Origin of the sequence: Paraburkholderia sabiae (genome assembly GCF_030412785.1) — a bacterium.
Classification (GTDB): Bacteria; Pseudomonadota; Gammaproteobacteria; order Burkholderiales; family Burkholderiaceae; genus Paraburkholderia; species Paraburkholderia sabiae.
The window spans coordinates 5476629-5500273 of sequence record NZ_CP125295.1; the positions used below are offsets into that span (position 1 = coordinate 5476629).

Below are 23645 nucleotides of genomic sequence, written 5' to 3' on the forward strand. Positions count from 1 at the left end.
GGTTATGTCACGTAGATTCGGCGCATCAGCGCGAGCGAGCATGCAGAGACGGCCATCCCACGAGCATAAACGAAAAAGCCCGCAGCATCGGCTGCGGGCTTCGTGTGTTACAGGTACATCAGGCGGTGATCAGGCCTCATGCACATCCAGATAATCTTCCGGACGCGTGCGGTCTTCGGCGTGCTTCATGCCGAATGCGCGCACCAGCAGGCTCGCGACGACCGACACCACGAGGTTGACGATCAGCGACCAGACAGCCGCATAACCCGGAATCGCCAGACCGCCGATGTGGATCGTATAGATCGAGCCCGCCAGCTTCAGCGAGATCGCCATCCACGTGCCGACGGCGATGCCCACGGCCCAGCCGAGCAGCAGACCACGGTAGTCGAGCACGCGCGTGTACAGGCCGAGCACGATCGCGGGCAGCGTCTGGATGATCCAGATACCGCCGAGCAATTGCAGCTGGATCGCATACGTCAGCGGCAGGCCGAGAATGAACGCGACAGCGCCGACCTTCACGATCAGCGACACGAGCTTGGCGATGTTCGTCTCCTGCTCGTGCGACATGTTGCGGTTCACGAACTCCTTGTGGATGTTGCGCGTGTACAGGTTGGCGGCTGCAATCGACATGATCGCGGCAGGCACCAGCGCGCCGATGCCGATCGCCGCGAACGCGACGCCGACGAACCACGACGGGAAGAAGTGCAGGAACAGCGCGGGCACCGCGAAGTTCGGACCGAAGGCCTTGAAGTACGGCGCGAACTCCGGCATGTCCTTCACGCCCGCTGCGAGCGCCATGAAGCCGAGCAGCGCGAGCAGACCGAGCACCAGCGAGTACGCGGGCAGCATCGCCATGTTGCGGCGAATCGTGTTGCCCGACGACGACGACAGAATCGCCGTCACCGAGTGCGGGTACAGGAACAGCGCGAGCGCCGATCCCACCGCGAGTGTCGCGTACGCGCTATAGCCGTTCAGACTCGCGACGTCCGGTGCCTTCAGCAGCAGCTTGGCCGGCGGCACGGCGCTGAAGATGTGGCCGAAGCCACCCAGTTGCGGCGGAATCACGATGATCGCGGCGGCGATCGTGATGTAGATCAGCACGTCCTTGACGACCGCGATCATCGCCGGCGCACGCAGGCCCGACGTGTACGTGTACGCGGCGAGAATCGCGAACGCGATGATCAGCGGCAGATCGCCGACGAAGCCCTTCGTATCGAAGCCGAGCGCGCCGATCACCACTTCGATACCGACCAGCTGCAGCGCGATGTACGGCATCGTCGCGACGATACCCGTCACGGCGATGGCGAGCGCGAGCATGCGGCTGCCGTAGCGCGCGCTGACGAAGTCGGCGGACGTCACGTAACCCTGGCGCTTCGCGATACTCCACAGCTTCGGGAACACAACGAACGCGAACGGATAGATCAGGATCGTATAGGGCAGCGCGAAGAAACCCGTTGCGCCCGCACCGAACACGAGCGCGGGAACGGCGACGAAGGTGTACGCGGTGTACAGATCCCCGCCCAGCAGGAACCACGTGACGACCGTGCCGAAACGCCGGCCGCCGAGGCCCCACTCTTCCAGATGCGCGAGATCGCCTTTGCGCCAGTTCGCGGCGATGAAGCCGAGAATCGTGACGCCGATGAAGAACAGAACGAAGACGAAGGTTGCGATGGCGTTCATCGTGCACCTCCGTTCTTGCGCGTCTTCGTCTTGAAGTACACGAGCGCCGTGATCACGGCACTGATCAGCACCCACAGGAGCTGATACCAGTAGAAGAACGGGAAGTCGAACAGTTGGGGTTCGATCTTGTTGTAGGACGGCACCCAGATCATCGCGATCCAGGGTAACAGCAACAGCCATAGCCAGTGCTTGCTGGCCTTGTTGGCGGCGGCGTCGTGAGCCATGACGTCTCCTCTTTCCTTTTATTGAATTGTGTCCCGCGGCTGGCGGGAAGATGGACCCGGCTACGGATAGCAGCGCGGGTGCCCCGAAAGCATCGAAAGAGTATCGGAGTGGCGAACGACCGGTCAAGCAGGGCTGACCCTAGACGCAACGGTGTTGTCAATAGGCGAAAAGTCGCAGAGTGTGAGATCGGGTACGAAAGCAGAAATTTGTGCCGCTTCGTTGTGATGCGCGGCGCAATGCCGGCTGAATGGGAAGCTGAGTGGAGGCCGTTAGCCGCGCTGGCGTTGCACCAGCGCGGGGCTCAATGGGATCGTTGGAACGATGCGATGCGTGTCAGATCGCGAACGTGCCGTTCTGGCCCGTCGATTCCTGCAAGCCCTTGATCCACTTGCGCGCGGGCAGCTTGAGTTGCGTCTCGATCAGCTTGGCGCGCTCGGTCAACTGCTGGAACGACACGTCGATGGCCGGGCCCGAGAACGCAATCGCGATACGGTTGCCGTCATGCACTTCGGGCAGCGCGACGACGCGTCCGTCGAACGCTTCGTTCAGGCGCTTCATGTTGCGCACGAAGCTCGGATGATCGCCGAACAGATTGACCGTGACGATGCCCGCTTGCGTCAGGCACGCACGCGCCGCACGATAGAACGCGACGCTGTCGAGCACCGGGCCGCGCGCCGTCGCGTCGTACAGATCGATCTGCAACGCGCCGACCGTGCCGTGATTCGCGCGGTCGTTGACGAATTCCCACGCGTCGGTTTCGCGCACGGTGAGGCGCGCGTCGTCGGCGGGCAAGCCGAACATCGTGCGCGCGGCGATCACGACGGCGGGATTCAGTTCGACGGCTTCGACGTGCGCGCGCGTCAGGTGGCGATGCGCGAACTTCGTCAGCGAGCCCGTACCGAGGCCGAGCTGCACGATGCGCTTCGGTGTTTCGAGAAACAGCAGCCACGCCATCATCTGCTGCGCGTATTCGAGTTCGATGTGATCGGGCTTCGACAGACGCATCGCGCCTTGCACCCATTCCGTGCCGAAGTGCAGATAGCGCACGCCGCCCTCTTCCGAGAACGTGACGGGCGCAAAGCGCGGCTTGCGCGGCGCTTCGATCACCGATGCTTTGGCGATGTCGCCGAAGTCTTCGTCGTCACGCGACGCACGCGTTTTCGCGCGCGAGATGGTCTGCTTCGGTGCGGCGGACTGCTTGTTACGGAAAGCACGCGCCTCGGCCGAAGCGCGTTTGATCAGTTTCGTCATGTAAGGATGTCGCGCCACAGGCGCAATTTTTGGTCGAACGAGAGCATAGCATTGGCGGGACTGGAGGACGGCAGGACCAGCGTCTCGTAGCCGGCTGCAGCGATCACAGGCGCAAAGCGCCCCGCCGTCTTGCCGTTGAAGCACACCTTCTTCAACGCGGGCGCGTACTCGCGGAACGAAGCGAAGTCGTTCGGCGATGCATTGCGGATTGCCGCATCGAGACTGCCCTCGCGCGTGCAGGCAGCCAGCACATCCCAAACGCCGATGCCATGCTTCAACACACGTTCGAGGCGCGTCGGGTAATCGAGTTCAGGGAGCGGCTCGTCGATCACTGCGCCGAGCAAACGCCAGAACTGGTTTCGCGGATGCGCGTAATACTGCGTCGCTTGCAATGATGCTTCGCCGGGAAAGCTGCCGAGTATCAGCGTATGCGTGCTTTCGGCGACGACGGGTGGAAAGCCGCGCAGCATCAGCGTGCGTCTCCGTGTTTGCCCGCGCCCTTCGCGTCGCGTCGCGCGTTGGCATCGGCACGCGATGCGGTGTGATCGAGCGCCTGGCCGTGATCGCGCGGCACAGGTTGTTGAACATGCACGCGCTCTGCATCGCGCGACGCGAGATGCGACCACAATGCGGGCAGCATCACCTCCGTCACCATCAACGGTTCGCCGTATCGTTCGAACACCGATCGTCGCGCGAACAATGCATGTCGCCGCGCGTCGCCAATCTCACGCAATGCCAGCCGATGCAACGGATGCCGTGCCGTCACACGACGGCTCACCAGCGACGACCGCGACACGCTGCTATCGCTATAGAGCAGTTCGGCGAGCGGCCGCGTGCGCAGACGCCGCATCGCTTGCCAGACGCCCGTGCTCGCCGCGAGCGGCACGATGCTGTGCGCGGCGACGTACGGCGTGCCATCCACCGACAACACCACTTCACGCACCCAGACAGGCGTGCGCGGCGCGATCGCGAGCGCGGCGTATTCGTCGTCGAACGGCAAATCGACGGCCTCGCGCGTCACGCGCACGGCGACCGCGCCGAGCGTGCGCAAGTGTGCCGTCAGCGAACCGCCGCGCGTGAGCCAGTCTTTTTGATCAGGCGAGAAACCCGGAAGGGGCGCGACGCGCCAATGCGCGTCGGCAGCATCGAAACGGATAGGCATGGTCCGCATTATAGGGGGCGCGGAAAACGCGGGCCTTTCAGGCAGACATGTCGCGAACTTTTGCGGAATCGACGACCATGTGTTTCAGCCATGTCCGCATCCGGCGATACACGCCCAACGTGAAGATGAATAGCGAGCGCATGACGCTCGATACTTCATCCATTCGTCAGGGAGCATCCATTGAACGCCAACGACAAATCCACTTCGGACCGCATCGCGCATCTCGCCGCCATCGTTCTACGACGCGACAGCGCGTCCAAAACCGAAAAGGAACTCGCGGGCTCCGCGCTCGCGCAGCATCACACGAGCAAACATACGAGCGCGGCGATCGGCGAGCTCGCTTCACATGTGCTCGCCGATCATCACGCGTGTGCCGAAGCGAAGGAACTGGCGGGTTCGGTGCTCGCGCAGGTGCGGCAGCATGAAGGGGCTTCGCTGGCGCGCTGAGTTCAAATAGCACGCGCACGGGCTGTCGCGCACAAACAAAATGCGCTGCCGAAGCAGCGCATTTTTTCAACAACAACGGATAAAGCTCAAATCAACGGGCGAGCAGCAATGCATTCGTCCGCTTCACGAAGCTCGCCGGATCTTCCAGCGAGCCGCCTTCCGCGAGCAACGCCTGATCGAACAGCAGATGACACCAGTCGTCGAAGTTCGCGTTATCCGTATGCAGGTTTTTCACCAGCGCGTGTTCGGGATTCACTTCGAGAATCGGATTGAACGTCGGTGCATTCTGGCCGGCCGCCTTCAGCATGCGCTGCAGGTAGCCGCTCATATCGCCTTCGTCGGCAACGAGACACGACGGCGAATCCGTCAAACGGAACGTCAGACGCACATCCTTCGCCTTGTCCTTCAACGCTTCTTTCATGCGCTCGACCAAAGGCTTCAGCTCTTCGCTGACCTTCTCCTGCGCCTGCTTTTCCTCGTCGTTCAGCTGACCGAGATCGAGGTCGCCGCGCGCGACGCTTTGCAGCGGCTTGCCGTCGAATTCAGTGAGGAACGACAGCATCCATTCATCGACGCGATCCGTCAGCAGCAGCACTTCGACGCCCTTCTTGCGGAACACTTCGAGATGCGGGCTGTTCTTCGCGGCCTGGTACGTATCCGCCGTGACGTAATAGATCTTCGACTGCTCGGGCTTCATGCGCGCGACGTAATCCGTCAGCGACACGTTCTGCTCCGACGAGTCGTTATGCGTCGACGCGAAACGCGCGAGCTTCGCGATGCGCTCCTTGTTCGAGAAGTCTTCGCCGATGCCTTCCTTCAGCACCTGGCCGAATTCTTTCCAGAACGTCGTGTACTTTTCCTTCTCGGCGGCTTCTTCCGAGTTCGCCAGTTCTTCGAGCATCGACAGCGCGCGCTTGGTCACGCCTTCGCGGATCGCCTTCACGTCGCGGCTTTCCTGCAGCAGTTCGCGCGACACGTTCAGCGGCAGATCGGCGGAATCGACCACGCCCTTCACGAAACGCAGATACGTGGGCAGCAACTGCTCGGCGTCGTCCATGATGAAAACGCGCTTCACGTACAGCTTCAGGCCGCCGCGATGATCGCGGTTCCACATGTCGAACGGTGCGTGCGACGGCACGTACAGCAGTTGCGTGTACTCGCTGCGGCCTTCCACGCGGTTGTGCGTCCACGTCAGCGGATCCTGATGATCGTGCGACAGATGCTGGTAGAACTGCTTGTACTGCTCTTCCGTGATGTCGCTCTTCGCGCGCGTCCACAGCGCGCTCGCCTGGTTGACGGTCTCGTCTTCGTCCTTCGCGACCATCTCGCTCTTTTCGGCGTCCCACTCTTCCTTCTGCATCAGGATGGGCAGCGCGACGTGATCCGAATACTTCTGGATGATCGACTTGAGCTTGTAGGTGGACAGCAGCTCGTCTTCGTCGGCGCGCAGATGCAGCGTGATGGTCGTGCCGCGTTGCGCGCGCTCGATCGTCTCGACCGAGAAATCGCCTTCGCCCGCGCTGACCCAGCGCACGCCTTCCGCTGCGGGCACGCCCGCACGGCGCGTTTCGACCGTGATCTTGTCCGCGACGATGAAGCCCGAATAGAAGCCGACGCCGAACTGGCCGATCAGCGCCGCGTCCTTCTGCTGGTCGCCGGAGAGCTTGCCGAAGAATTCCTTCGTGCCCGAGCGCGCGATCGTGCCGAGGTTCGCGACGGCTTCGTCGCGGTTCATACCGATGCCGTTGTCGTCGATGCTGATGGTGCGGGCGTTCTTGTCGAACGACACGCGGATGCGCAGATTCGGATCGTTCTCATACAGCGCGCTGTTTTCGATGGCTTCGAAGCGGAGTTTGTCCGCCGCGTCCGATGCGTTCGAAATCAGTTCGCGCAGGAAGATTTCCTTGTTGCTGTACAGCGAATGGATCATCAGGTGCAGAAGCTGTTTCACTTCTGCCTGAAAGCTCATGGTTTCTTGTGCCATGGTCAGTTTTCCTCTTCTATTGCAGGTTGATTCGGGGATTCGAAGCTGAATGCATCTGTACGAGCGGCGCGCGCTACAGACGTTGCCCGCACAAATGGGGGCGCGCGCCGCGGATTCAAGAGGCCGGCGGCAAGTCTATGACGCCCGTCGCGCGACGCCGTCCAGATAACGGCACAGGAACGCTGGCAGCGCGGGATCGCCGCAATTTGCGACGTTGAAGCGCATCCACGTGGTCGGCGACTGCTGCGGCGAGAACAGGCTTCCCGGCGTCAGTAGAAACCCTTCCTCGTGCCCGGCCGCTGCGAGCGCATCGGCATCGACGCCCGTATCGGCCCACACGAACATGCCGGCGGCGGGGGTCTGGAACATCCGCAAACCGGTTTTTTCGAGCATCCGTACGGATTTGTCGCGCACCGTGTCGAGCCGCGCGCGCAGCCGCTCCACATGCCGGCGATAGTGCCCTTCCGTCAGGATCTTGTAGAGCACGCGCTCGTTCAGTTCGGGCGTCGTCATGCCGACCAGCATTTTCTGGTCCGTGACGGCCTTCGCCACATCCGGCGACGACGCCATGAAACCGACCCGCAGATTCGCCGCGAGCGTCTTCGAGAAACTGCCGAGATAGATCACGCGCTTGAGCTGATCGAGGCTCGCGAGCCGCGTCGCGGGAAAGCCCGGCGGGCAGAGATCGCCGTAAATATCGTCTTCGACGACGATGAAGTCGTATTCCTCCGCGAGCCGCAAGATGCGGAACGCCTGCGCCGCCGTCAGCGACGTGCCCGTCGGGTTTTGCAACACCGAGTTGATGACGAGCATTTTCGGGCGCCACGTCTGCACGAGCGTTTCGAGCGCGTCGAGATCGGGACCGTCCGGCGTGTATGGCATGCCGACCAGCCGCGCGCCCTGCGACGCGAAGCGCCCGAACATCTGGAACCACGCCGGATCGCCGACGATCACCGAGTCGCCCGGCTGCACGTAGAGCCGCGCGATCAGGTCGATGGCCTGCGTAATGCCCGACACGAGCACGATCTGCTCCGGCGACGCGCCGATCTCCAGTTCTTCGAGCCGCGTCTGCAACTGCTGGCGCAGCGGCAGAAAGCCTTGCGGCGTGCCGAAGCCGAGCATCTGCGCGCCGCTTTGGCGTCCGAGCGTGCGCAGCGCGCCCGTGATCAGCTCGCCGTCGAGCCAGCGCGACGGCAGATAGCCGAGGCCGGGGCCGCGTTCGGGACGCGTCGACGTGTGCAGCATGTTGCGCAGCAGCCAGACGACATCGATCGTGCTGGGCGCGGGCGCGGCGTCGGACACTTCATTGGACGAAAGACGGCGTTCGACGGGCAGTGGGCCGCCCGCCAGCCGCTCGCGCACGTAGAAGCCCGAGCCGCGCCGCGAATCCAGGTAGCCCTGCGCGACCAGCCGCTCGTACGCCTCGACGACCGTGAAGCGCGACACGCCTTTGTCGAGCGCGAGCTTGCGGATCGACGGCATGCGCATGCCGGGACGGAACACGCGCTCCTCGATGCGGCGGCGCGCCCACTGCACGAGCTGATCGACGAGCGTCAGCGCCGAGGCGTCGTGTGGTGCGGGAATCAGGTCGAGCGGGACGGACATGGCGAACTCCAGCGGGTGCTGCAAGGGCAACGTCGAGACTTGGCGGGCAGCCGGATAACTGGAAGAACCGGCCGTACCCCGCATATCCGATGCGCGGACAGAAGTCCATCAGACGGACAGACAACTGTACCGAACAGTATCGCTGGGATTGTACCGTTACTGTGCCGGTCACTGTCGGTACATTTGAATCGACGTTCCGCCGTTTCGTGTTGTAGACCCGCCGCCGTTTAACCCCTTTTTGCCCGCTCCACCCGCCGCGGCGCAAAACCCGCTGATACCGGCCTTGCCGCACTGCGCATGGCCGGGCCGCAAGCCGAACGGTTATTCTTACGGATTGACCCCGGGCTGCCCCGCTCGCGACAGACTTGGTCGCCAGCCACCGCGTCCGCCAGCAGAACGACCGCCCACTTGCCGCCATGACAGCACACACGCTTCGAATCGATCACCTCGTTATCACCGCCCGAACGCTCGACGAAGGCACGCAATACGTCGCCGATACGCTCGGCGTTGCGCCGTCGGGCGGCGGCGCGCATCCGTCGATGCGCACCCATAACCGGCTGCTGAACCTGTGGGGCGGCGCGTATCTGGAAGTGATCGCGATCGATCCCGACGCCGACGAGCCCGCGAACGCCCGGGCCCGCCTCTTCGCGCTCGACGATCCCGCGACGCACGCGCGCCTCGAAAACGGGCCGTATCTGTCGCACTGGGTCGCGCGCGTCGATCGGCCGAAGAATCTGGCACTGTGGCAACAGCAGTATCCCGAGCGCATTTCGACCGTCGTGCCGATGACGCGCGGCGATTTCACCTGGAGCCTGACGGTCGCCGACAACGGCGCGTTCCCGTCGTGGCAAGGCGCGGGCGACGGCGTCGTGCCGTCGCTGATTCAATGGGACACGCCGCGCCATCCGTCCGATGTGCTGCCGGAAACGGGCCTCGCGCTGAAAGCGCTGAAGGGCTGGCATCCGCAGGCGGAAACCATCGCGCAGCAGCTGCACTGGCTCGGCGCGGCGCAGCTGATCGCGCTGGAAAGCACGGACGGCGCACCCGCCCTCGCCGCCGACATCGAAACCCCGGACGGGCTGCGAACGCTCAAGTAACCTGACATAACCCACGGAGACACAGAAGCAATGAAGCGCGAAACCCAAGGCATGCTGCTCGGACTGATCGGCGTGATGATCTTCAGCCTGACGCTGCCGATGACCCGCATCGTCGTCGCCGAATTCAGCCCGCTGCTGAACGGCCTGGGCCGCGCGCTCGCCGCTTCCGTTCCCGCTGCCGTACTGCTCGCCGTGCGCCGCGAAAAACTGCCCACGTGGCCGCAGATCAAGAGCCTCGCCGTCGTGTCGCTCGGCGTGATCGTCGCGTTTCCGGTGTTTTCCGCGTGGGCGATGAAGAGCGTGCCGGCGTCGCACGGCGCCGTCGTCAACGGCTTGCAGCCGCTGTGCGTCGCCATCTATGCCGCGTGGCTGTCGCACGAGCGGCCGTCGAAGGGGTTCTGGGCGAGCGCCATCGCGGGCAGCGCAATTGTCGTCGCGTTCGCGTTGCAGGCGGGCGGCGGCGCGTTCCAGGCGGGCGATCTGCTGATGCTCGTCGCCGTCGGCATCGGCGCGCTCGGTTACGCGGAAGGCGCGCGGCTCGCGCGGCAGATCGGCGGCTGGCAGGTGATCTGCTGGGCGCTCGTCGTGTCCGCGCCGTTCCTGCTCGTGCCCGTCGCGTGGCTCGGCTGGGAACAGCACGTCACGCATCCCGGCCCCGTCGCGCTGAAAACCTGGCTCGCGTTCGGCTACGTGACGCTTTTCTCGCAGTTCGTCGGCTTTTTCGCGTGGTACGCGGGCCTGGCGATGGGCGGCACCGCTCGCGTCGGCCAGGTGCAACTGCTGCAGATTTTCTTCACGATGGCGTTCTCGGCGCTCTTTTTCGGCGAGAACGTCACGCCCATCACATGGATTTTCGCGGCCGCCGTAATCGCCACCGTGATGCTGGGCCGCAAGGCCGCCGTGCATACGGCCGTCCGGCCAGTTCGCGCGGCCTGACCAGTTCGCGCGATAATCCCTCTTTTGACCGACCACCTGTTCCTGCTACACCGACGAGGAGACCATGAATCAAAGCGACCTCAATGCCCCGACCTGGCAACTGTCCGAACGCGCTCGCAAGCTGACCAGCTCGGCGATCCGCGAAATCCTGAAGGTCACCGAGCGGCCCGAGGTCATTTCGTTCGCGGGCGGTCTGCCGTCGCCGGCCACCTTCCCGGCCGAGGAAATGCGCGCCGCCAGCGACCGCATCCTGCGCGATTCGCCCGCCGCCGCGCTCCAGTACAGCGCGACGGAAGGCTATCTGCCGCTGCGCGAATGGGTTGCGCAGCGTTATTCGGTGAACGGCGCGCAAATCCGCGCTTCGCAGGTGCTGATCACGACGGGCTCGCAACAGGCGCTCGATCTGCTCGGCAAGGTGCTGGTCTGCCCGGAAAGCCCGGTGCTCGTCGAAACGCCGACGTATCTCGGCGCGCTGCAGTCGTTCTCGATGTACGAGCCGCACTACGTGCAGGTGCCGACCGACGATAACGGCCTGATCCCCGAAGGCCTCACGCCCGAACTGACGAAGGGCGCGCGCCTGCTGTACGCGCAGCCGAACTTCCAGAATCCGACGGGCCGCCGTCTGCCTATCGAGCGCCGCCGCGCGCTCGCCGAATTCGCGAAAACGGCGCCCTTCCCGGTCATCGAAGACGATCCGTACGGCGCGCTCGACTACAAGGGCGAGCCGCTGCCGACCATGCTGTCGATGGCGCCCGATCACATCGTGCATCTCGGTTCGTTCTCGAAGGTGCTCGCGCCGGGCCTGCGCATCGGCTACATCATTGCGCCCGAAGAGTTGCACTTCAAGCTCGTGCAGGCCAAGCAGGCAACCGACCTTCACACGCCGAGCTTCACGCAGCGCATCGTGCACGAAGTCGTGAAAGACGGCTTCCTCGATACGCACGTGCCGAAGATCCGCGCGCTGTATCGCGACCAGTGCGAAGCGATGCTCGGCTCGCTCGAACGCTACATGCCGGAAGGCGTGACGTGGAATCGTCCCGAAGGCGGCATGTTCATCTGGGTGTCGCTGCCGAAGCACATCGATACGATGAAGCTGCTCGAAGAAGCCGTCGCGCAGAATGTCGCGTTCGTGCCGGGCGGCCCGTTCTTCGCGAACGAAGCGCAGCACAACACGCTGCGTCTGTCGTTCGTCACCGTGCCTCCCGCGAAGATCGACGAAGGCGTCGCGCGCCTCGCGGAACTCATCCGCGCGCGCGTTTGAGACATACCGTAGGATGCGCAAAGCGCATCGCTCATGCTGCGCGTAGCCGACACCTGTTCACCGTCGGCTGCGCGCACGCTGAACGACTCTTTCCATTCATCGACGAGGACACGTCATGGCTAACGTATATGACAAGCTGAAGGAACTGGGCATCGAACTGCCCGTCGCGGGCGCGCCCGCTGCTGCTTACGTGATGAGCGCGCAAAGCGGCAACACGGTCTACCTGTCCGGCCACATCGCGAAGAAAGACGGCAAGGTGTGGGTCGGCAAGCTCGGCGACAACCTGAGCACGGAAGAAGGCAAAGCTGCTGCGCGCTCGATCGCGATCGATCTGCTCGCGACGCTGCACGCACATGTCGGCGACCTGAACCGCGTGACGCGCGTCGTCAAGCTGATGAGCCTCGTGAACTCGACGCTCGATTTCACGGAACAGCACATCGTGACGAACGGCGCATCGGAACTGATCGCCGACGTGTTCGGCGAGCAAGGCAAGCATGCGCGCTCGGCATTCGGCGTCGCGCAGATTCCGCTCGGCGCGTGCGTCGAAATCGAACTGATCGCTGAAGTTCAGTAAGCGTCAGCGATCGTCGCAAAGTGTTCGGCGCGAACACTACGCGTCGGGATCGAACACTGATACGAACACGCCGTCGATGATGTGAACACATCATCGGCGGCGTTTTTCATGTGTGTGCGTGTCATCAAACAGGAAACAGACGATGCAAGAGCAAACCGTTCGCTTCAAACAGGTCGACGTGTTCACGTCGGTGCCGTTCAAGGGCAATCCCCTCGCGGTGATTTTCGACGCGGACGGTCTCGACACCGAACAGATGCAGGCCATCGCACACTGGACGAATCTGTCGGAAACAACGTTTCTGCTACAGCCGACCGACCCGTCGGCCGATTATCGCGTGCGCATCTTCACGACGCACGGCGAGTTGCCCTTCGCGGGTCATCCGACGCTCGGCTCGGCGCACGCATGGCGCGAAGCGGGCAACCAGCCGAAGCAGCCCGGCCGTATGGTGCAGCAATGCGCGGCAGGGTTGATCGAACTGACGCAGGACAATAGCCGCGACGGCGTGTGGGCATTCGCCGCGCCGCCAGCGCGCGTCACGCCGCTCGCCGACAGCGAGTACGCTGCGCTCGCAGAAGCGCTGCGCAGCGATGCAATCGATTTCACCGCTCAGCCATGTGCCGTCGACAACGGTCCGCAATGGCTCGTCGTCCGTATGAATTCGGCGGCGGCATGTCTCGCGCTCGATCCCGATGTGGCGGCGCTCGGGCGTGTCGCGCTGACCGTAGGCGCGCGCGGCCTCGCGGTGTACGGTCCGCATGAGGCTAACGGCCCGGCCACCTTCGAGTTGCGCTGTCTGATGATGGGCGGCGGCCTCGGCATCGGGGAAGACCCTGTGACGGGTAGCGCGAACGCCGCGCTCGCCGGACTGCTGACCGCGCAGAACACGCGGCCCGGCATGCAATACACGGTACGTCAGGGCACAGCGCTCGGCCGCGCCGGCAACGTCTACGTCCGCTATGACGACGCAGCGAACAAGATATGGATCGGCGGCGCTTCCGTGACGATCGTCGACGGCACGTTTCGTCTGCCGTGACCGGCGGGAGCGCATGCTGACATTCGCGCGTCACCTGGATGTTCTAAAAGTCGATCCGATGCGCACACATAGAACGATCCAATTCAACGCCAACGCGGCCATTCATGCAGACTGCATGAATGGCCGCGTTGTCATGATGGCTGTCGAACTTCCATTCCGTCGACGCTGTTCGCCTGCGGGTTTTCGACGACTCCTTTCAAACGCACGGCTGGCGCGCCTGTCCGGGCAGCGCGCGGCGTTCGCGCAAGCATGACACGCATGCCCGCCCGGACGAGCGTATACCCGATGCGCGAGCCCTTCCTTAATTATTGCCCATTCAGTAATATCAAATCATTACCGATGACCAACGGGTGGTCCGGCTCGCCACCACGCCCCTGCTTCCACCCGGCAGTTGCGGCGTATCAATCCGTCGAAACAGCCGGTTGCTTTAACATTCGCGCAGTCAACTGAAACGCACACACCGCAACACAAGCATAGCCGCAAGGCACAGGGTCACGGTCCAGCCGATGAATCAGTTCCGCCTCTCTTCCGCGCGCGACGTCAGGCATCGCCTCGATCCCGCGGGAACCCGCCGACGCGCGCTGCTCGCGATTCCCGCGCTCGGCGTGCTGGTGCTCGTGCTGCTATGGACGGTGATCTTCGCGCGACTGTCGGTTGAGAAGGAAACCACGTATCGCGAGGCCATGGCGTCGGCCGCGATTCTCTCGGCGGCGCTCGAACAGCATACGGTGAAGGCGATTCACCAGGTCGACCAGATCACGCGCTTCGTCAAGTTCGAATTCGAGAAAACGCCTGGCCGTTTCGATCTCGCGAGCACAGTCGAAAAAGGCGTCGTGCAAAGCGAAACGCTCGTGCAGGTGTCGCTGATCGACGAGCATGGCAAGCTGATCGCGAATACGGCAGAGACGAATCCGAAACCGATCGACCTGTCCGATCGCGAGCACTTCAAGGTCCACGAACACGAGAACGACGACCAGCTGTTCATCAGCAAGCCCGTGCTCGGCCGCGTATCCGGCCACTGGACCTTGCAGATGACGCGTCGCCTGAATCATCCCGACGGTTCGTTCGCGGGCGTCGTGGTGGTCTCCGAAGACCCGAGCTACTTCACGAGCGACTTCTACAACAACGCGGCCATCGGTCGCGACGGCGTGATCGCCGTGATCTCGGACAGCGGCTCGGTGCTCGCGCGCCGCACGGGCAACTCGGAGCATGCGCAAGGCGTGTTCACGGCGACGGGTGTCTATCCCACGTCGGAACACGTGTCGGGCACCTATGTCGATTCGATCGACAACGTGACGCGCATCGTGTCGTACCGGCATATCGACGGCTATCCGCTCGGCGTGCTCGTCGGACTGTCACAGGCCGAAGAATTCGCTGACTACAACCACACGCGCAACGTCTATCTGCTGATGGCGAGCTTTATCTCGCTCGCGATGCTCGGCTTCTTCGCCGTCGCCACGGGTCTGATCGGCAAGCTGCTCGGACGCGAGCGCGAGATGACGCATCTCGTCGAATTCGATCTGCTCACAGGGCTGCGCAACCGCTACTCGACCTTGCAGAGCCTGCGTCACGAAGTCGCGCAGCCGGCCAACGTCGGGCGTCTTGCCATCCTCTTCATCGACCTCGACAACTTCAAGACCGTCAACGACACGCTCGGCCACAACGCCGGCGACATCGTGCTGCAAATGACGGCCGCGCGCCTCGCCGATGCCGTCGCCGACTCGGGCGCGCTGTCGCGCATCGGTGGCGACGAGTTCGTCGTCGTGATCAAGGGAGACGATGTCGAGAAGCGCTCGGTCACGCTCGCGGAAGCGATCATCGAAGTCTTCGCGAAGCCGTTCGAAGTACGCGGCAGTTCGTTCGTACTGCATGCGAGCATCGGCATCGCGCTTTACTCGGTCGCGAACGAAAGCGAAATCGACCTGCTGAAAAAAGCCGACCTCGCGATGTACAGCGCGAAGGACGCGGGCAAGAACTGCTATCAGTTCTACTCGCCGCATCTGTCGCATCGCGCGGACCATCTGATGAAGTGGGAGCAGCAGCTACGCGTCGCGCTCGCCGACCAGCAGCTGTTCCTCGCCTATCAGCCGAAGATCGACCTCGCGCGCCGCTGCATCACCGGCTTCGAGGCGCTCGTGCGCTGGAACCATCCGCAGCACGGCCTGATTCCCGCGAACGAATTCATCCCCGTCGCGGAATCGACGGGCCTGATCGTGCCCATCGGCGATTTCGTGATCCGCACCGCGTGCCGGCAGCTCGCGCAGTGGCAGCAACAGGGTTACGACACGCTGTCACTTGCCGTGAATATTTCGGCGGTACAGTTCTGGCGCGGCGACCTGTACGAAACGATCTCGCAAGCCATCGAGGAAACGGGCATCGCTGCGCGCCGCCTCGAACTCGAAATCACCGAGACGGCGATGATGGAGTACCCCGATCTCGTCTCCGAAAAGATCTTCGCGTTGAAGCGGCTCGGCGTGCGCATCGCACTCGATGACTTCGGCACCGGTTATTCGTCGCTGTCCTATCTGAACCGCTTCTCGGTCGATACGCTGAAAGTCGACCGCTCGTTCGTGCAGGCCATTCCCGGCGACCGCAGCGTCTGCGTGATGGTCACGGCCATCGTCAACCTCGCGCGCTCGCTGGGGCTGACGGTCGTGGTGGAAGGCACGGAGACGGAAGAACAGATCGCGTGGCTCGCGGCGCTTGGGCATATCGAGGCGCAAGGTTTCCTGTTTTCGCGGCCCGTGCCCGCCGACGCTATTCCGGCGCTGCTCGAACGCTTCGGCGTCTGTGGCATGCACGGTGCGCATCGTGCGCACGGCAGCGACACGGACAGCACCAGCGATGCCGCGAACACCAGCACGAGCAACGAATCGGCCTGAGCGCGCATCATTCGACGCAACAGGCGATGCGTCGGCCAGAAGGATGAACGGTAGCAACGCAATTCGGGCGACTTTGCTCGACCGCGCATGACCTCAGCGCGCGCTGTCGCGGCCATCGACGGCGCGCGCCGCATAAGAAATCAGCCCAACAGGTGTTCGCATGCGGCCAGCCCGGCAAATGACGGCGCTACACGCGCCCGCAGGAGACGAAACAACGCGATGCAACGAGCGCGAGCCGCTCTGGACGCTGTTTCGCGTCGTGTTTGGATTGTCCGCGCTCTCGTGGGGCGGACTCGCGCTGATGGCGCAACTGGAGAACCACTACGTCGAACGCGAGGAGCGCCTCACGCGCCTCGCTTTCTCCGACATCGTCGCACTCGCGTGGATGGTGCCGGGGCCAGTGGGCTGCAACGTCGCGGTGCAGCTCGGTCATGTGCTGCGCGGACGCGCGGGCGCCTGGGTCGCCGGGCTTGCGAGCGTGCTCCCCTTCTTCATGCTGATGACGGCGTTCGCGATCTTCTACCAGACGCCGATCGTCCGCGAGGTCGCCTCGCAAACCTTGCTCAACCATTTCAGCGTCGTGCTCGCGACGCTGATCGGCGTCACCTGGTACAAGCAGACGCGCTCGCTCGTGCGTGGCCGGCTCGAATGGGCAGCGGCCATACTCGGCAGCATCGCGTTGATTGGCGCGCATACGCCTGCCGCGTACATCGGCATACTCGGCGCGGCGTTCATGTCGGGCTGGGTACGCAGCGACGCGCGCGGCGCGCGTCTGTCGACCACGCTCAGCGCCGGCGACTGGCGGTTGCTGATCGGCCTGTGCGTGCTGCTGCTGATTTTCGCGCTGCCGTTGCCGCATCGCTATGACGTCGCGCTGCTGTGGCCAAGACTTGCAGGCGCGGGACTGACGCTGTTCGGCGGCGGTTTCTCCGCACTGCCCGTGTTGAAGACGCTCTTCGTCACGCCAACTGTCGGCGTCACCGATAACGAGTTCACGCTGGCCTTTTCGCTGTCGCCCCTGTCGCCGGGACCGCTGCTCAACGTGGTGCCGTTCTTCGGCTATCTGGTCGAAGGATGGCGCGGCGCGATCATCGCGACGATCGCGCTGTTCGTGCCGTCGGGCTGCCTTGTCGTGCTCGCGCAGCGCCACCTGCATCAACTGAAGATGAACCCGCGTTTCGAGCACGGCATGCGCGTGCTGCGCGCAGTGACGACGGCCTTTCTCGCCGTCGCCGTGTTGCGGATCGTGCGTAACGTACCGTTCGAGCCGGCCTATCTCGTGACGGCGCTGTTTTCGGGCGTGTGCTTCGCCAAGCTGAAGCTGCCTGTGTATGCGGTATATGGATCGGTCGCCGTTGCGTGCGGTGTGTGGCTGTACTTCGGGCACGTGGGATGACGTAGTGTCGTTTGGCGACCGCCAATGAAAAAGCGCCGCATATGCGGCGCTTTTCGTTTGAAACGCGGCGTGCGTTGCGGCAGCGATCAGAACCCGCGCGACATCACCGCAACGCCGATCGTCACGATGCCCAGCACCAGATTCACGACGACCAGACGTCGGACCGTTCCCACGGCACGCGCGCCATCGGGCCACTTCTGCGCCTGCACTGCGCGACGGATACGCGGAAAGACGGCGAAGCGGATATGCCCGAAGATCAGCATCATCACGATGCCGATGCCCGCCATCGCGTGAAGCTGCCAGGTTGCATGGCCGCCGCCGAATTGCATCAGCAGGAAACCGCCCGTCAGCAGAATGACGAGCACGGACACGCCGACCCAGTTGAAGAAGCGGCCGAACACCGATTCCCACAGCGGAAGACGCAATTGCGGCGAGAGGTCTTCGAGTGCCGGACGCAGGCAGAAATGCGCGAATATCATGCCGCCGATCCACACGGCGACACCCAGCAGATGCAGAAAGAGCGCGACTTCAATCGCCTTGTTCATAGTTGTTTTCCATTCCCGATGTAGCGCGCTGCCGTGATGTCCCGTCGAAAAACGCGGTCATTGACATGCACCAATGACCGCGTTCGACCAGCGACATTATGCGCAGTTCATTCGCTGCGCTGTTTTCTTTTGTCGTAGGGTGTTGCGCCGTGAGAGACCCCGCTCACAGCGCTTGACTTCGCTTGCCGCTTTAGCCCGGCAGCACCGGACGCAGCGACGTCACCTCTTTCAGCTTCGTATCCGGCGAACGGCCCTTGCGCGCGCGCTTGCCGACGTTCGGTTCGAGCGCCTTGCCGGACAGCTCTTCTTCCGTCGGCTTGTTGCGATACACGCCTTGCAGCACGACGCCCGCCTTGCTGATCGCCAGCGCCTGCGTGAGCGCTTCGTTCGGATCGAGCGCCATCAGGATCACGCCGCGTCCGCCGCCCGACAGCGTCTTCATCTCGTCGAGGCCGAACACCAGCAGACGCCCGCCGCCCGACAGACACGCGACCTGCGTCGCGTCGGGCAGCATCGGCATCGGCGCGAGCGGCGTCGCGCCGTCGTCGATCGTCATGAACGCCTTGCCGGCCTTCACGCGGCTCACCATGTCGCCGACCTTCGCGATAAAGCCGAAGCCATTCGACGACGCCAGCAGCAACGCCTGATCCGCCGACGCCGCGTAATAGTGCATCAGATGCGTGCCCGATTCGAGCTCGATCAGCGACGTGACGGGTACACCGTCACCACGTCCGCCCGGCAACTGCGCCACCGCGACGGAATACACGCGCCCCTTGCTGCCCCACGCGATCAACATGTCGGGCGTGCGGCACTGGAACGCCGCGTAGAGACCGTCGCCCGCCTTGAACGTGAAGCCCGCCGGGTCGAGCCCGTGGCCCTTCAGCGCGCGCACCCAGCCCTTCTGCGAGACAACCACGGTAACGGGTTCATCGACCACACGCGCTTCGAAGGTCGCGCGCTTTTCCTGCTGGATCAGCGTGCGGCGGTCGTCGCCGTATTGCTTCGCGTCGGCTTCGATTTCCTTGATGAGCAGCCGCTTCATCGCCGGCTCGCTGCCGAGCAGTTCTTCGAGCTTCGCTTTTTCGTCGCGCAGTTCGGCCAGTTCCTTCTCGATCTTGATCGCTTCGAGACGCGCCAATTGACGCAGCCGGATTTCGAGAATGTCTTCGGCCTGGCGATCGGACAGCTTGAATGCGTCGATCAGCGCGGCCTTCGGCTCGTCCGATTCGCGAATGATGCGGATGACTTCGTCGATATTCAAAAAGACGATCATCCGGCCTTCGAGGATGTGAATCCGGTCGTTGACCTTGTTCAGACGATGTTGCGTACGGCGCGTGACCGTCACGAAGCGGAAGCCGATCCACTCATGCAATATCTCGCCGATGCCCTTCTGACGCGGACGGCCATCCGCGCCAACCATCACGAGGTTCAGCGTCGCGTTCGATTCGAGGCTCGTATGCGCGAGCAGCGTAGTGACGAACTCGGTCTGATCGATACGGCTCGACTTCGGCTCGAACACCAGACGCACGGGCGCGTCCTTGCCCGACTCGTCGCGCACCGCGTCGAGCAGACCGAGAAGCGTCTGTTTCGTCTGCAACTGTTCCGGTGTCAGCGACTTCTTGCCGAGCTTGATCTTCGGATTCGTCTGCTCCTCGATCTCTTCGAGCACCTTCTGACCAGACGTATTCGGCGGCAATTCGGTGATAACGAGTTGCCACTGACCGCGCGCAAGATCTTCGATTTTCCAGCGCGCGCGCACCTTGAGACTGCCACGGCCCGTCTCATACGCCTGCGAGATTTCCGCTTCGCTCGAAATGATCTGGCCGCCACCCGGAAAGTCCGGCCCCGGAACGTGCTGCATCAGATCCGCGTGCGTCATCTTCGGATTGCGGATCATCGCGACGGCGGCCGCCGCGACTTCGCGCAGATTGTGCGACGGGATTTCCGTCGCGAGACCGACCGCGATGCCCGATGCGCCGTTCAGCAACACGAACGGCAGACGCGCGGGCAACAGCTTCGGTTCTTCGAACGAGCCGTCGTAGTTCGGCATGAAATCGACGGTGCCCTGATCGATTTCGTCGAGCAGCAGCTTCGCGATCGGCGTGAGGCGCGCTTCCGTGTATCGCATCGCCGCCGCGCCGTCGCCGTCGCGCGAGCCGAAGTTGCCCTGGCCGTCGATCAGCGGATAGCGCATCGAGAAGTCTTGCGCGAGACGCACGAGCGCGTCGTACGCCGACTGGTCGCCGTGCGGGTGATATTTACCCAGCACGTCGCCGACCACGCGCGCCGACTTCACCGGCTTCGCGTTGTCGCCGAGACCCATCTCGTTCATCGCGTACAGGATGCGGCGCTGCACGGGCTTCTGGCCGTCGCAGACGTCGGGCAGCGCGCGGCCCTTCACCACGCTCACCGCGTAGTCGAGGTACGCGCGTTCCGCGTAGTTGCCGAGCGTCAGCACGTCGCCTTCGGGCGCGGCCGGCTCGGTAAACAGATCGGGAGTGTTGTCGTCCATCTAGATTCCGTGTCCTTGTTGGCGCGCGTGCATCGTTTTTCTAGATGCACGCCTGCGCTCAGATATCCGCTTCGACCTGGTTGCCCTTCTCTTCGAGCCAGCTACGGCGCGACGCCGCTTCGCCCTTGCCCATCAGCATCGTCATGCGCGCGACGGTCGCGTCGAAGTCGAGTTCGCCGAGTGCAACGGGCGACAGGCGCCGTGTGTCCGGGTTCATCGTCGTGTCCCATAGCTGCTCGGCGCTCATTTCGCCGAGACCCTTGAAGCGGCTGATCGACCACTGCGATTCGCGCACGCCGTCCTTGCGCAGCTTGTCGAGAATCGCTTCGAGTTCGCCTTCGTCGAGCGCGTACAGCTTCTGCGCCGGCTTCTTGCCGCGCGCGGGCGCATCGACGCGGAACAGCGGCGGACGCGCGACATGCACGTGACCGCGCTCGATCAGTTGCGGGAAGTGCTTGAAGAACAGCGTCAGCAACAGCACCTGAATGTGAGAACCGTCGACGTCTGCATCGGACAAGATACAGATCTTGCCGTAGCGCAGATTGGACAGATCGACGGTGTCGTCGGGGTTGTGCGGATCGACGCCGATCGCCACGGAAATGTCGTGCACTTCGTTGTTGGCGAACAGACGGTCACGTTCGGTTTCCCAGGTGTTCAGCACCTTGCCGCGCAACGGCAGGATGGCCTGATATTCCTTGTCGCGGCCCATCTTCGCCGAACCGCCCGCCGAATCGCCCTCGACGAGGAACAGTTCGTTGCGGCCGATTTCCGTCGATTCGCAATCCGTCAGCTTGCCCGGCAGCACGGCGACGCCCGAACTCTTGCGCTTCTCGACCTTCTGGCCGGCGCGCGTGCGGGCCTGCGCCTGCTTGATGACGAGATCGGCGAGCTTCTTGCCGTGCTCGACGTGCTGGTTGAGCCACAGTTCGAGCGCGGGCCGCGCGAACGACGACACGAGCTTCACGGCATCACGGCTATTCAGACGTTCCTTGATTTGCCCCTGGAACTGCGGGTCGAGCACCTTCGCGGACAGAACGAACGACACGCGCGCGAACACGTCTTCCGCGAGCAGCTTGACGCCTTTCGGCTGCAGGTTGTGCAGTTCGACGAAGCTCTTTACAGCCTGGAAAAGACCGTCGCGCAGGCCGGCTTCATGCGTGCCGCCCGCCGGCGTCGGAATGAGGTTGACGTAGGATTCGCGCGTGAGCGGCCCTTCTTCGCTCCACGCGACGACCCACGCCGCGCCTTCGCCTTCCGCGAAGGTTTCTTCGTTCGAGCGCGAGCTTTCCGCGTAGCGCTCGCCTTCGAACAGCGGGATCAGCAGATCGCTGCCCGCCATGCCTTCCATCAGATAGCCGCGCAGGCCGTCTTCGTATTTCCAGCTTTGGCGCTCGCCCGTCTTTTCGTTGACGAGGACGACCTCGACGCCCGGCAGCAACACGGCTTTCGAGCGCAGCAGGCGTTGCAGTTCGCCGAGCGGCAGATTCGGCGAATCGAAGTATTTCGGATCGGCCCACGCGGTGACGCGCGTGCCCGACTTCTTGTCGGCCTTCGTCGCGGTGCGCACCTGCAGCGGCTTGACGACGTCGCCGTGCGAGAAGCTCAGTTCGGCGACCTTGCCGTCGCGCCAGACGGTCACGTCGAGGCGCGTGGACAGCGCGTTCGTCACCGACACGCCGACGCCGTGCAGGCCGCCCGAGAACGTGTACGCGCCGCCGGCCGCCTTGTCGAACTTGCCGCCTGCGTGCAGGCGCGTGAAGACGATTTCGACGACGGGGACACCTTCTTCCGGGTGCATGCCGAATGGGATGCCGCGGCCGTCGTCGTCGACGGAAACGGAATGATCGGCGTGCAGCGTGACAGTGATCTGACGGCCGTAGCCGCCGAGCGCTTCGTCGGACGCGTTGTCGATGACTTCCTGAATGATGTGCAGCGGATTTTCGGTGCGCGTGTACATGCCGGGCCGCTGCTTGACCGGCTCCAGGCCTTTGAGCACCTTGATCGATGCTTCGCTATATGCGGCGTTTGGCTTTTTCGTTGACATGGCTTACTCAGGTCCGTCGGTTCATCGTTGTCCACATGTCCTGTGGACAGGTGCGTGGACAATGCGTTGAGTTTTCAAAAAAAGCGAAACGAAACAACGGAGTGTGTGTGCTGCGCGACTTGCGTGCAGCGGTTTTCGGTTTGCCCGATCTGCTTTCCGCGGTTTTCCGGCCAGCCCGGTTTCGGACGATACGCTGGAACGACCGTGGGAAGCAGGTCCGCGGGTATTTTACTGATTTCGATGCGCGGGGCAATTTAGATGAGGGGTGTAGGGCGATTGAGGGGGAATCTGTTGCATCGGGCACAGTGACATCGATATTCGGTATATTCGTGCCAACCAGTTACCTTTTCGGAGTGTCGAGGTGAAACCTTCCGAGGCCATGCGCGGGCATCGCGCTGAAATCCGAAGCATCGTCGCCGACCATCATGCCTGCAATGCGCGCGTGTTCGGCTCGGCCGCCACTGGCGAAGATAGCGAAGACAGCGACCTCGATCTGCTCGTCGATCCGACGCCGGAGACGAGTTTGCTTGATATCGCGCGCATCCAGCGGCGGCTCGAAGCCTTGCTCGGCGTTTCGGTCGACGTTCTAACGCCGTTGGCCTTGCCCGAATCGTTCCGTACGCAAGTTGTCAGCGAGGCGGTGCCGGTGTGAAGAAAAACGATTTGCGTATCGCCGACTACCTCGATCACATGCTCGAAGCGATCGGCAGAATTGAACGTTACACGCGCGGCATGACGTCAGACGCCTTTGCCGCCGAGTCACTCGTGCAGGACGCCCCAATCCGCAATCTGGAGATCATTGGCGAAGCCGCGCGCAACGTGGAACGCCATCACGCGAACTTCGCGGCGAGGCATGCAGATGTACCTTGGGAAGACATGTACCTGATGCGCAATCGGATCTCGCACGGTTACTTTTCGGTGGATCCAGCCGTGGTCTGGCAAACCATCGTGCGTGATCTGCCTGTGCTGAAAGAGCAAATTGCAAGGATTCGCGAGCAGACGCCTTAACGC

General features: G+C 63.3%; 21 protein-coding genes. 11 read left to right on the forward strand and 10 right to left on the reverse strand.

The window, feature by feature from the left end; translation table 11 throughout:
• Positions 1-129: 129 nt before the first annotated feature.
• The 5 genes from mctP to QEN71_RS24630 all read right to left on the reverse strand — a co-directional run bounded on the left by mctP (position 130) and on the right by QEN71_RS24630 (position 4318).
• A complete protein-coding gene (gene mctP / locus QEN71_RS24610) occupies positions 130-1680 on the reverse strand; it encodes a monocarboxylate uptake permease MctP (RefSeq protein ID WP_201654000.1) in 1551 nt (516 codons plus the stop codon).
• The gene (locus QEN71_RS24615) at positions 1677-1904 is read right to left on the reverse strand and encodes a DUF3311 domain-containing protein (RefSeq protein WP_201653997.1); all 228 of its coding nucleotides are present in this window, start codon (positions 1902-1904) and stop codon (positions 1677-1679) included. Before QEN71_RS24615 ends, mctP begins: the two co-directional genes overlap by 4 nt.
• 334 nt (positions 1905-2238) lie before the next feature.
• Entirely contained in the window at positions 2239-3156 is a 918-nt protein-coding gene (locus QEN71_RS24620) for a class I SAM-dependent methyltransferase (RefSeq protein WP_201653994.1), read from the reverse strand.
• The gene (locus QEN71_RS24625) at positions 3153-3626 is read right to left on the reverse strand and encodes a DNA-deoxyinosine glycosylase (protein WP_201653991.1); all 474 of its coding nucleotides are present in this window, start codon (positions 3624-3626) and stop codon (positions 3153-3155) included. Before QEN71_RS24625 ends, QEN71_RS24620 begins: the two co-directional genes overlap by 4 nt.
• Positions 3626-4318 carry a chorismate--pyruvate lyase family protein gene (locus QEN71_RS24630; RefSeq protein ID WP_201653989.1) on the reverse strand — a complete coding sequence of 231 codons (693 nt, stop codon included), beginning with the start codon at positions 4316-4318 and terminating at the stop codon, positions 3626-3628. Before QEN71_RS24630 ends, QEN71_RS24625 begins: the two co-directional genes overlap by 1 nt.
• 180 nt (positions 4319-4498) lie before the next feature.
• Here QEN71_RS24630 and QEN71_RS24635 point away from each other — a divergent pair, with 180 nt between their 5' ends.
• On the forward strand, positions 4499-4765 hold the full coding sequence (locus tag QEN71_RS24635) for a hypothetical protein (protein WP_201653986.1): 267 nt from the start codon (positions 4499-4501) through the stop codon (positions 4763-4765).
• Between the two features lie 91 nt (positions 4766-4856).
• Here the strand turns inward: QEN71_RS24635 and htpG are convergent, their stop codons facing one another.
• Both htpG and QEN71_RS24645 read right to left on the reverse strand, forming a co-directional pair.
• Entirely contained in the window at positions 4857-6749 is a 1893-nt protein-coding gene (gene htpG, locus QEN71_RS24640) for a molecular chaperone HtpG (protein ID WP_201653983.1), read from the reverse strand.
• A gap of 135 nt (positions 6750-6884) precedes the next feature.
• The gene (locus QEN71_RS24645) at positions 6885-8354 is read right to left on the reverse strand and encodes an aminotransferase-like domain-containing protein (protein WP_201653980.1); all 1470 of its coding nucleotides are present in this window, start codon (positions 8352-8354) and stop codon (positions 6885-6887) included.
• 416 nt (positions 8355-8770) lie between these two features.
• On the opposite strand from QEN71_RS24645, the gene QEN71_RS24650 reads away from it, so the two are divergent.
• The 8 genes from QEN71_RS24650 to QEN71_RS24685 all read left to right on the forward strand — a co-directional run bounded on the left by QEN71_RS24650 (position 8771) and on the right by QEN71_RS24685 (position 17533).
• On the forward strand, positions 8771-9451 hold the full coding sequence (locus tag QEN71_RS24650; protein ID WP_201653977.1) for a VOC family protein: 681 nt from the start codon (positions 8771-8773) through the stop codon (positions 9449-9451).
• 30 nt (positions 9452-9481) lie between these two features.
• Positions 9482-10387 (forward strand): DMT family transporter, encoded by a 906-nt coding sequence (locus tag QEN71_RS24655; protein ID WP_201653975.1) that lies wholly within the window; start codon positions 9482-9484, stop codon positions 10385-10387.
• Positions 10388-10451: 64 nt separating this feature from the next.
• A complete protein-coding gene (locus QEN71_RS24660; protein ID WP_201653972.1) occupies positions 10452-11648 on the forward strand; it encodes an aminotransferase-like domain-containing protein in 1197 nt (398 codons plus the stop codon).
• A gap of 115 nt (positions 11649-11763) precedes the next feature.
• Positions 11764-12222: a RidA family protein gene (locus QEN71_RS24665; protein ID WP_201653969.1), complete on the forward strand. Its 459-nt coding sequence runs from the start codon at positions 11764-11766 to the stop codon at positions 12220-12222.
• Positions 12223-12364: 142 nt separating this feature from the next.
• Positions 12365-13255, forward strand: a complete 891-nt coding sequence (locus QEN71_RS24670; RefSeq protein ID WP_201653967.1) for a PhzF family phenazine biosynthesis protein — start codon at positions 12365-12367, stop codon at positions 13253-13255.
• A gap of 13 nt (positions 13256-13268) precedes the next feature.
• A complete protein-coding gene (locus QEN71_RS24675; RefSeq protein WP_201653964.1) occupies positions 13269-13508 on the forward strand; it encodes a hypothetical protein in 240 nt (79 codons plus the stop codon).
• Positions 13509-13761: 253 nt separating this feature from the next.
• On the forward strand, positions 13762-16137 hold the full coding sequence (locus QEN71_RS24680; protein WP_201653961.1) for a bifunctional diguanylate cyclase/phosphodiesterase: 2376 nt from the start codon (positions 13762-13764) through the stop codon (positions 16135-16137).
• A 178-nt stretch (positions 16138-16315) separates the two neighbouring features.
• Positions 16316-17533 carry a chromate transporter gene (locus QEN71_RS24685; RefSeq protein ID WP_201653958.1) on the forward strand — a complete coding sequence of 406 codons (1218 nt, stop codon included), beginning with the start codon at positions 16316-16318 and terminating at the stop codon, positions 17531-17533.
• Positions 17534-17619: 86 nt separating this feature from the next.
• Here QEN71_RS24685 and QEN71_RS24690 read toward each other — a convergent pair whose 3' ends face one another.
• From QEN71_RS24690 to QEN71_RS24700, 3 genes are all read right to left on the reverse strand, one after another.
• Positions 17620-18078, reverse strand: coding sequence for a CopD family protein (locus QEN71_RS24690; protein ID WP_201653955.1), 459 nt, complete (start codon positions 18076-18078; stop codon positions 17620-17622).
• A gap of 190 nt (positions 18079-18268) precedes the next feature.
• A complete protein-coding gene (gene parC, locus QEN71_RS24695) occupies positions 18269-20590 on the reverse strand; it encodes a DNA topoisomerase IV subunit A (RefSeq protein WP_201653952.1) in 2322 nt (773 codons plus the stop codon).
• A gap of 58 nt (positions 20591-20648) precedes the next feature.
• The gene (locus QEN71_RS24700) at positions 20649-22634 is read right to left on the reverse strand and encodes a DNA topoisomerase IV subunit B (protein ID WP_201653949.1); all 1986 of its coding nucleotides are present in this window, start codon (positions 22632-22634) and stop codon (positions 20649-20651) included.
• A 361-nt stretch (positions 22635-22995) separates the two neighbouring features.
• Between QEN71_RS24700 and QEN71_RS24705 the strand changes: the two genes are divergently transcribed.
• Both QEN71_RS24705 and QEN71_RS24710 read left to right on the forward strand, forming a co-directional pair.
• Positions 22996-23286, forward strand: a complete 291-nt coding sequence (locus QEN71_RS24705) for a nucleotidyltransferase family protein (RefSeq protein WP_201653946.1) — start codon at positions 22996-22998, stop codon at positions 23284-23286.
• A complete protein-coding gene (locus QEN71_RS24710; RefSeq protein ID WP_233471979.1) occupies positions 23283-23642 on the forward strand; it encodes a HepT-like ribonuclease domain-containing protein in 360 nt (119 codons plus the stop codon). Before QEN71_RS24705 ends, QEN71_RS24710 begins: the two co-directional genes overlap by 4 nt.
• Positions 23643-23645: the final 3 nt, after the last annotated feature.

What these genes read in the sequence shown, in the direction of transcription:
- mctP (WP_201654000.1), bottom strand. Translation starts at nt 1,680, where the DNA reads ATGAACGCCATCGCAACCTTCGTCTTCGTTCTGTTCTTCATCGGCGTC.
- QEN71_RS24615 (WP_201653997.1), bottom strand. Translation starts at nt 1,904, where the DNA reads ATGGCTCACGACGCCGCCGCCAACAAGGCCAGCAAGCACTGGCTATGG.
- QEN71_RS24620 (WP_201653994.1), bottom strand. Translation starts at nt 3,156, where the DNA reads ATGACGAAACTGATCAAACGCGCTTCGGCCGAGGCGCGTGCTTTCCGT.
- QEN71_RS24625 (WP_201653991.1), bottom strand. Translation starts at nt 3,626, where the DNA reads ATGCTGCGCGGCTTTCCACCCGTCGTCGCCGAAAGCACGCATACGCTG.
- QEN71_RS24630 (WP_201653989.1), bottom strand. Translation starts at nt 4,318, where the DNA reads ATGCCTATCCGTTTCGATGCTGCCGACGCGCATTGGCGCGTCGCGCCC.
- htpG (WP_201653983.1), bottom strand. Translation starts at nt 6,749, where the DNA reads ATGGCACAAGAAACCATGAGCTTTCAGGCAGAAGTGAAACAGCTTCTG.
- QEN71_RS24645 (WP_201653980.1), bottom strand. Translation starts at nt 8,354, where the DNA reads ATGTCCGTCCCGCTCGACCTGATTCCCGCACCACACGACGCCTCGGCG.
- QEN71_RS24650 (WP_201653977.1), top strand. Translation starts at nt 8,771, where the DNA reads ATGACAGCACACACGCTTCGAATCGATCACCTCGTTATCACCGCCCGA.
- QEN71_RS24655 (WP_201653975.1), top strand. Translation starts at nt 9,482, where the DNA reads ATGAAGCGCGAAACCCAAGGCATGCTGCTCGGACTGATCGGCGTGATG.
- QEN71_RS24660 (WP_201653972.1), top strand. Translation starts at nt 10,452, where the DNA reads ATGAATCAAAGCGACCTCAATGCCCCGACCTGGCAACTGTCCGAACGC.
- QEN71_RS24665 (WP_201653969.1), top strand. Translation starts at nt 11,764, where the DNA reads ATGGCTAACGTATATGACAAGCTGAAGGAACTGGGCATCGAACTGCCC.
- QEN71_RS24670 (WP_201653967.1), top strand. Translation starts at nt 12,365, where the DNA reads ATGCAAGAGCAAACCGTTCGCTTCAAACAGGTCGACGTGTTCACGTCG.
- QEN71_RS24675 (WP_201653964.1), top strand. Translation starts at nt 13,269, where the DNA reads ATGCTGACATTCGCGCGTCACCTGGATGTTCTAAAAGTCGATCCGATG.
- QEN71_RS24680 (WP_201653961.1), top strand. Translation starts at nt 13,762, where the DNA reads ATGAATCAGTTCCGCCTCTCTTCCGCGCGCGACGTCAGGCATCGCCTC.
- QEN71_RS24685 (WP_201653958.1), top strand. Translation starts at nt 16,316, where the DNA reads ATGACGGCGCTACACGCGCCCGCAGGAGACGAAACAACGCGATGCAAC.
- QEN71_RS24690 (WP_201653955.1), bottom strand. Translation starts at nt 18,078, where the DNA reads ATGAACAAGGCGATTGAAGTCGCGCTCTTTCTGCATCTGCTGGGTGTC.
- parC (WP_201653952.1), bottom strand. Translation starts at nt 20,590, where the DNA reads ATGGACGACAACACTCCCGATCTGTTTACCGAGCCGGCCGCGCCCGAA.
- QEN71_RS24700 (WP_201653949.1), bottom strand. Translation starts at nt 22,634, where the DNA reads ATGTCAACGAAAAAGCCAAACGCCGCATATAGCGAAGCATCGATCAAG.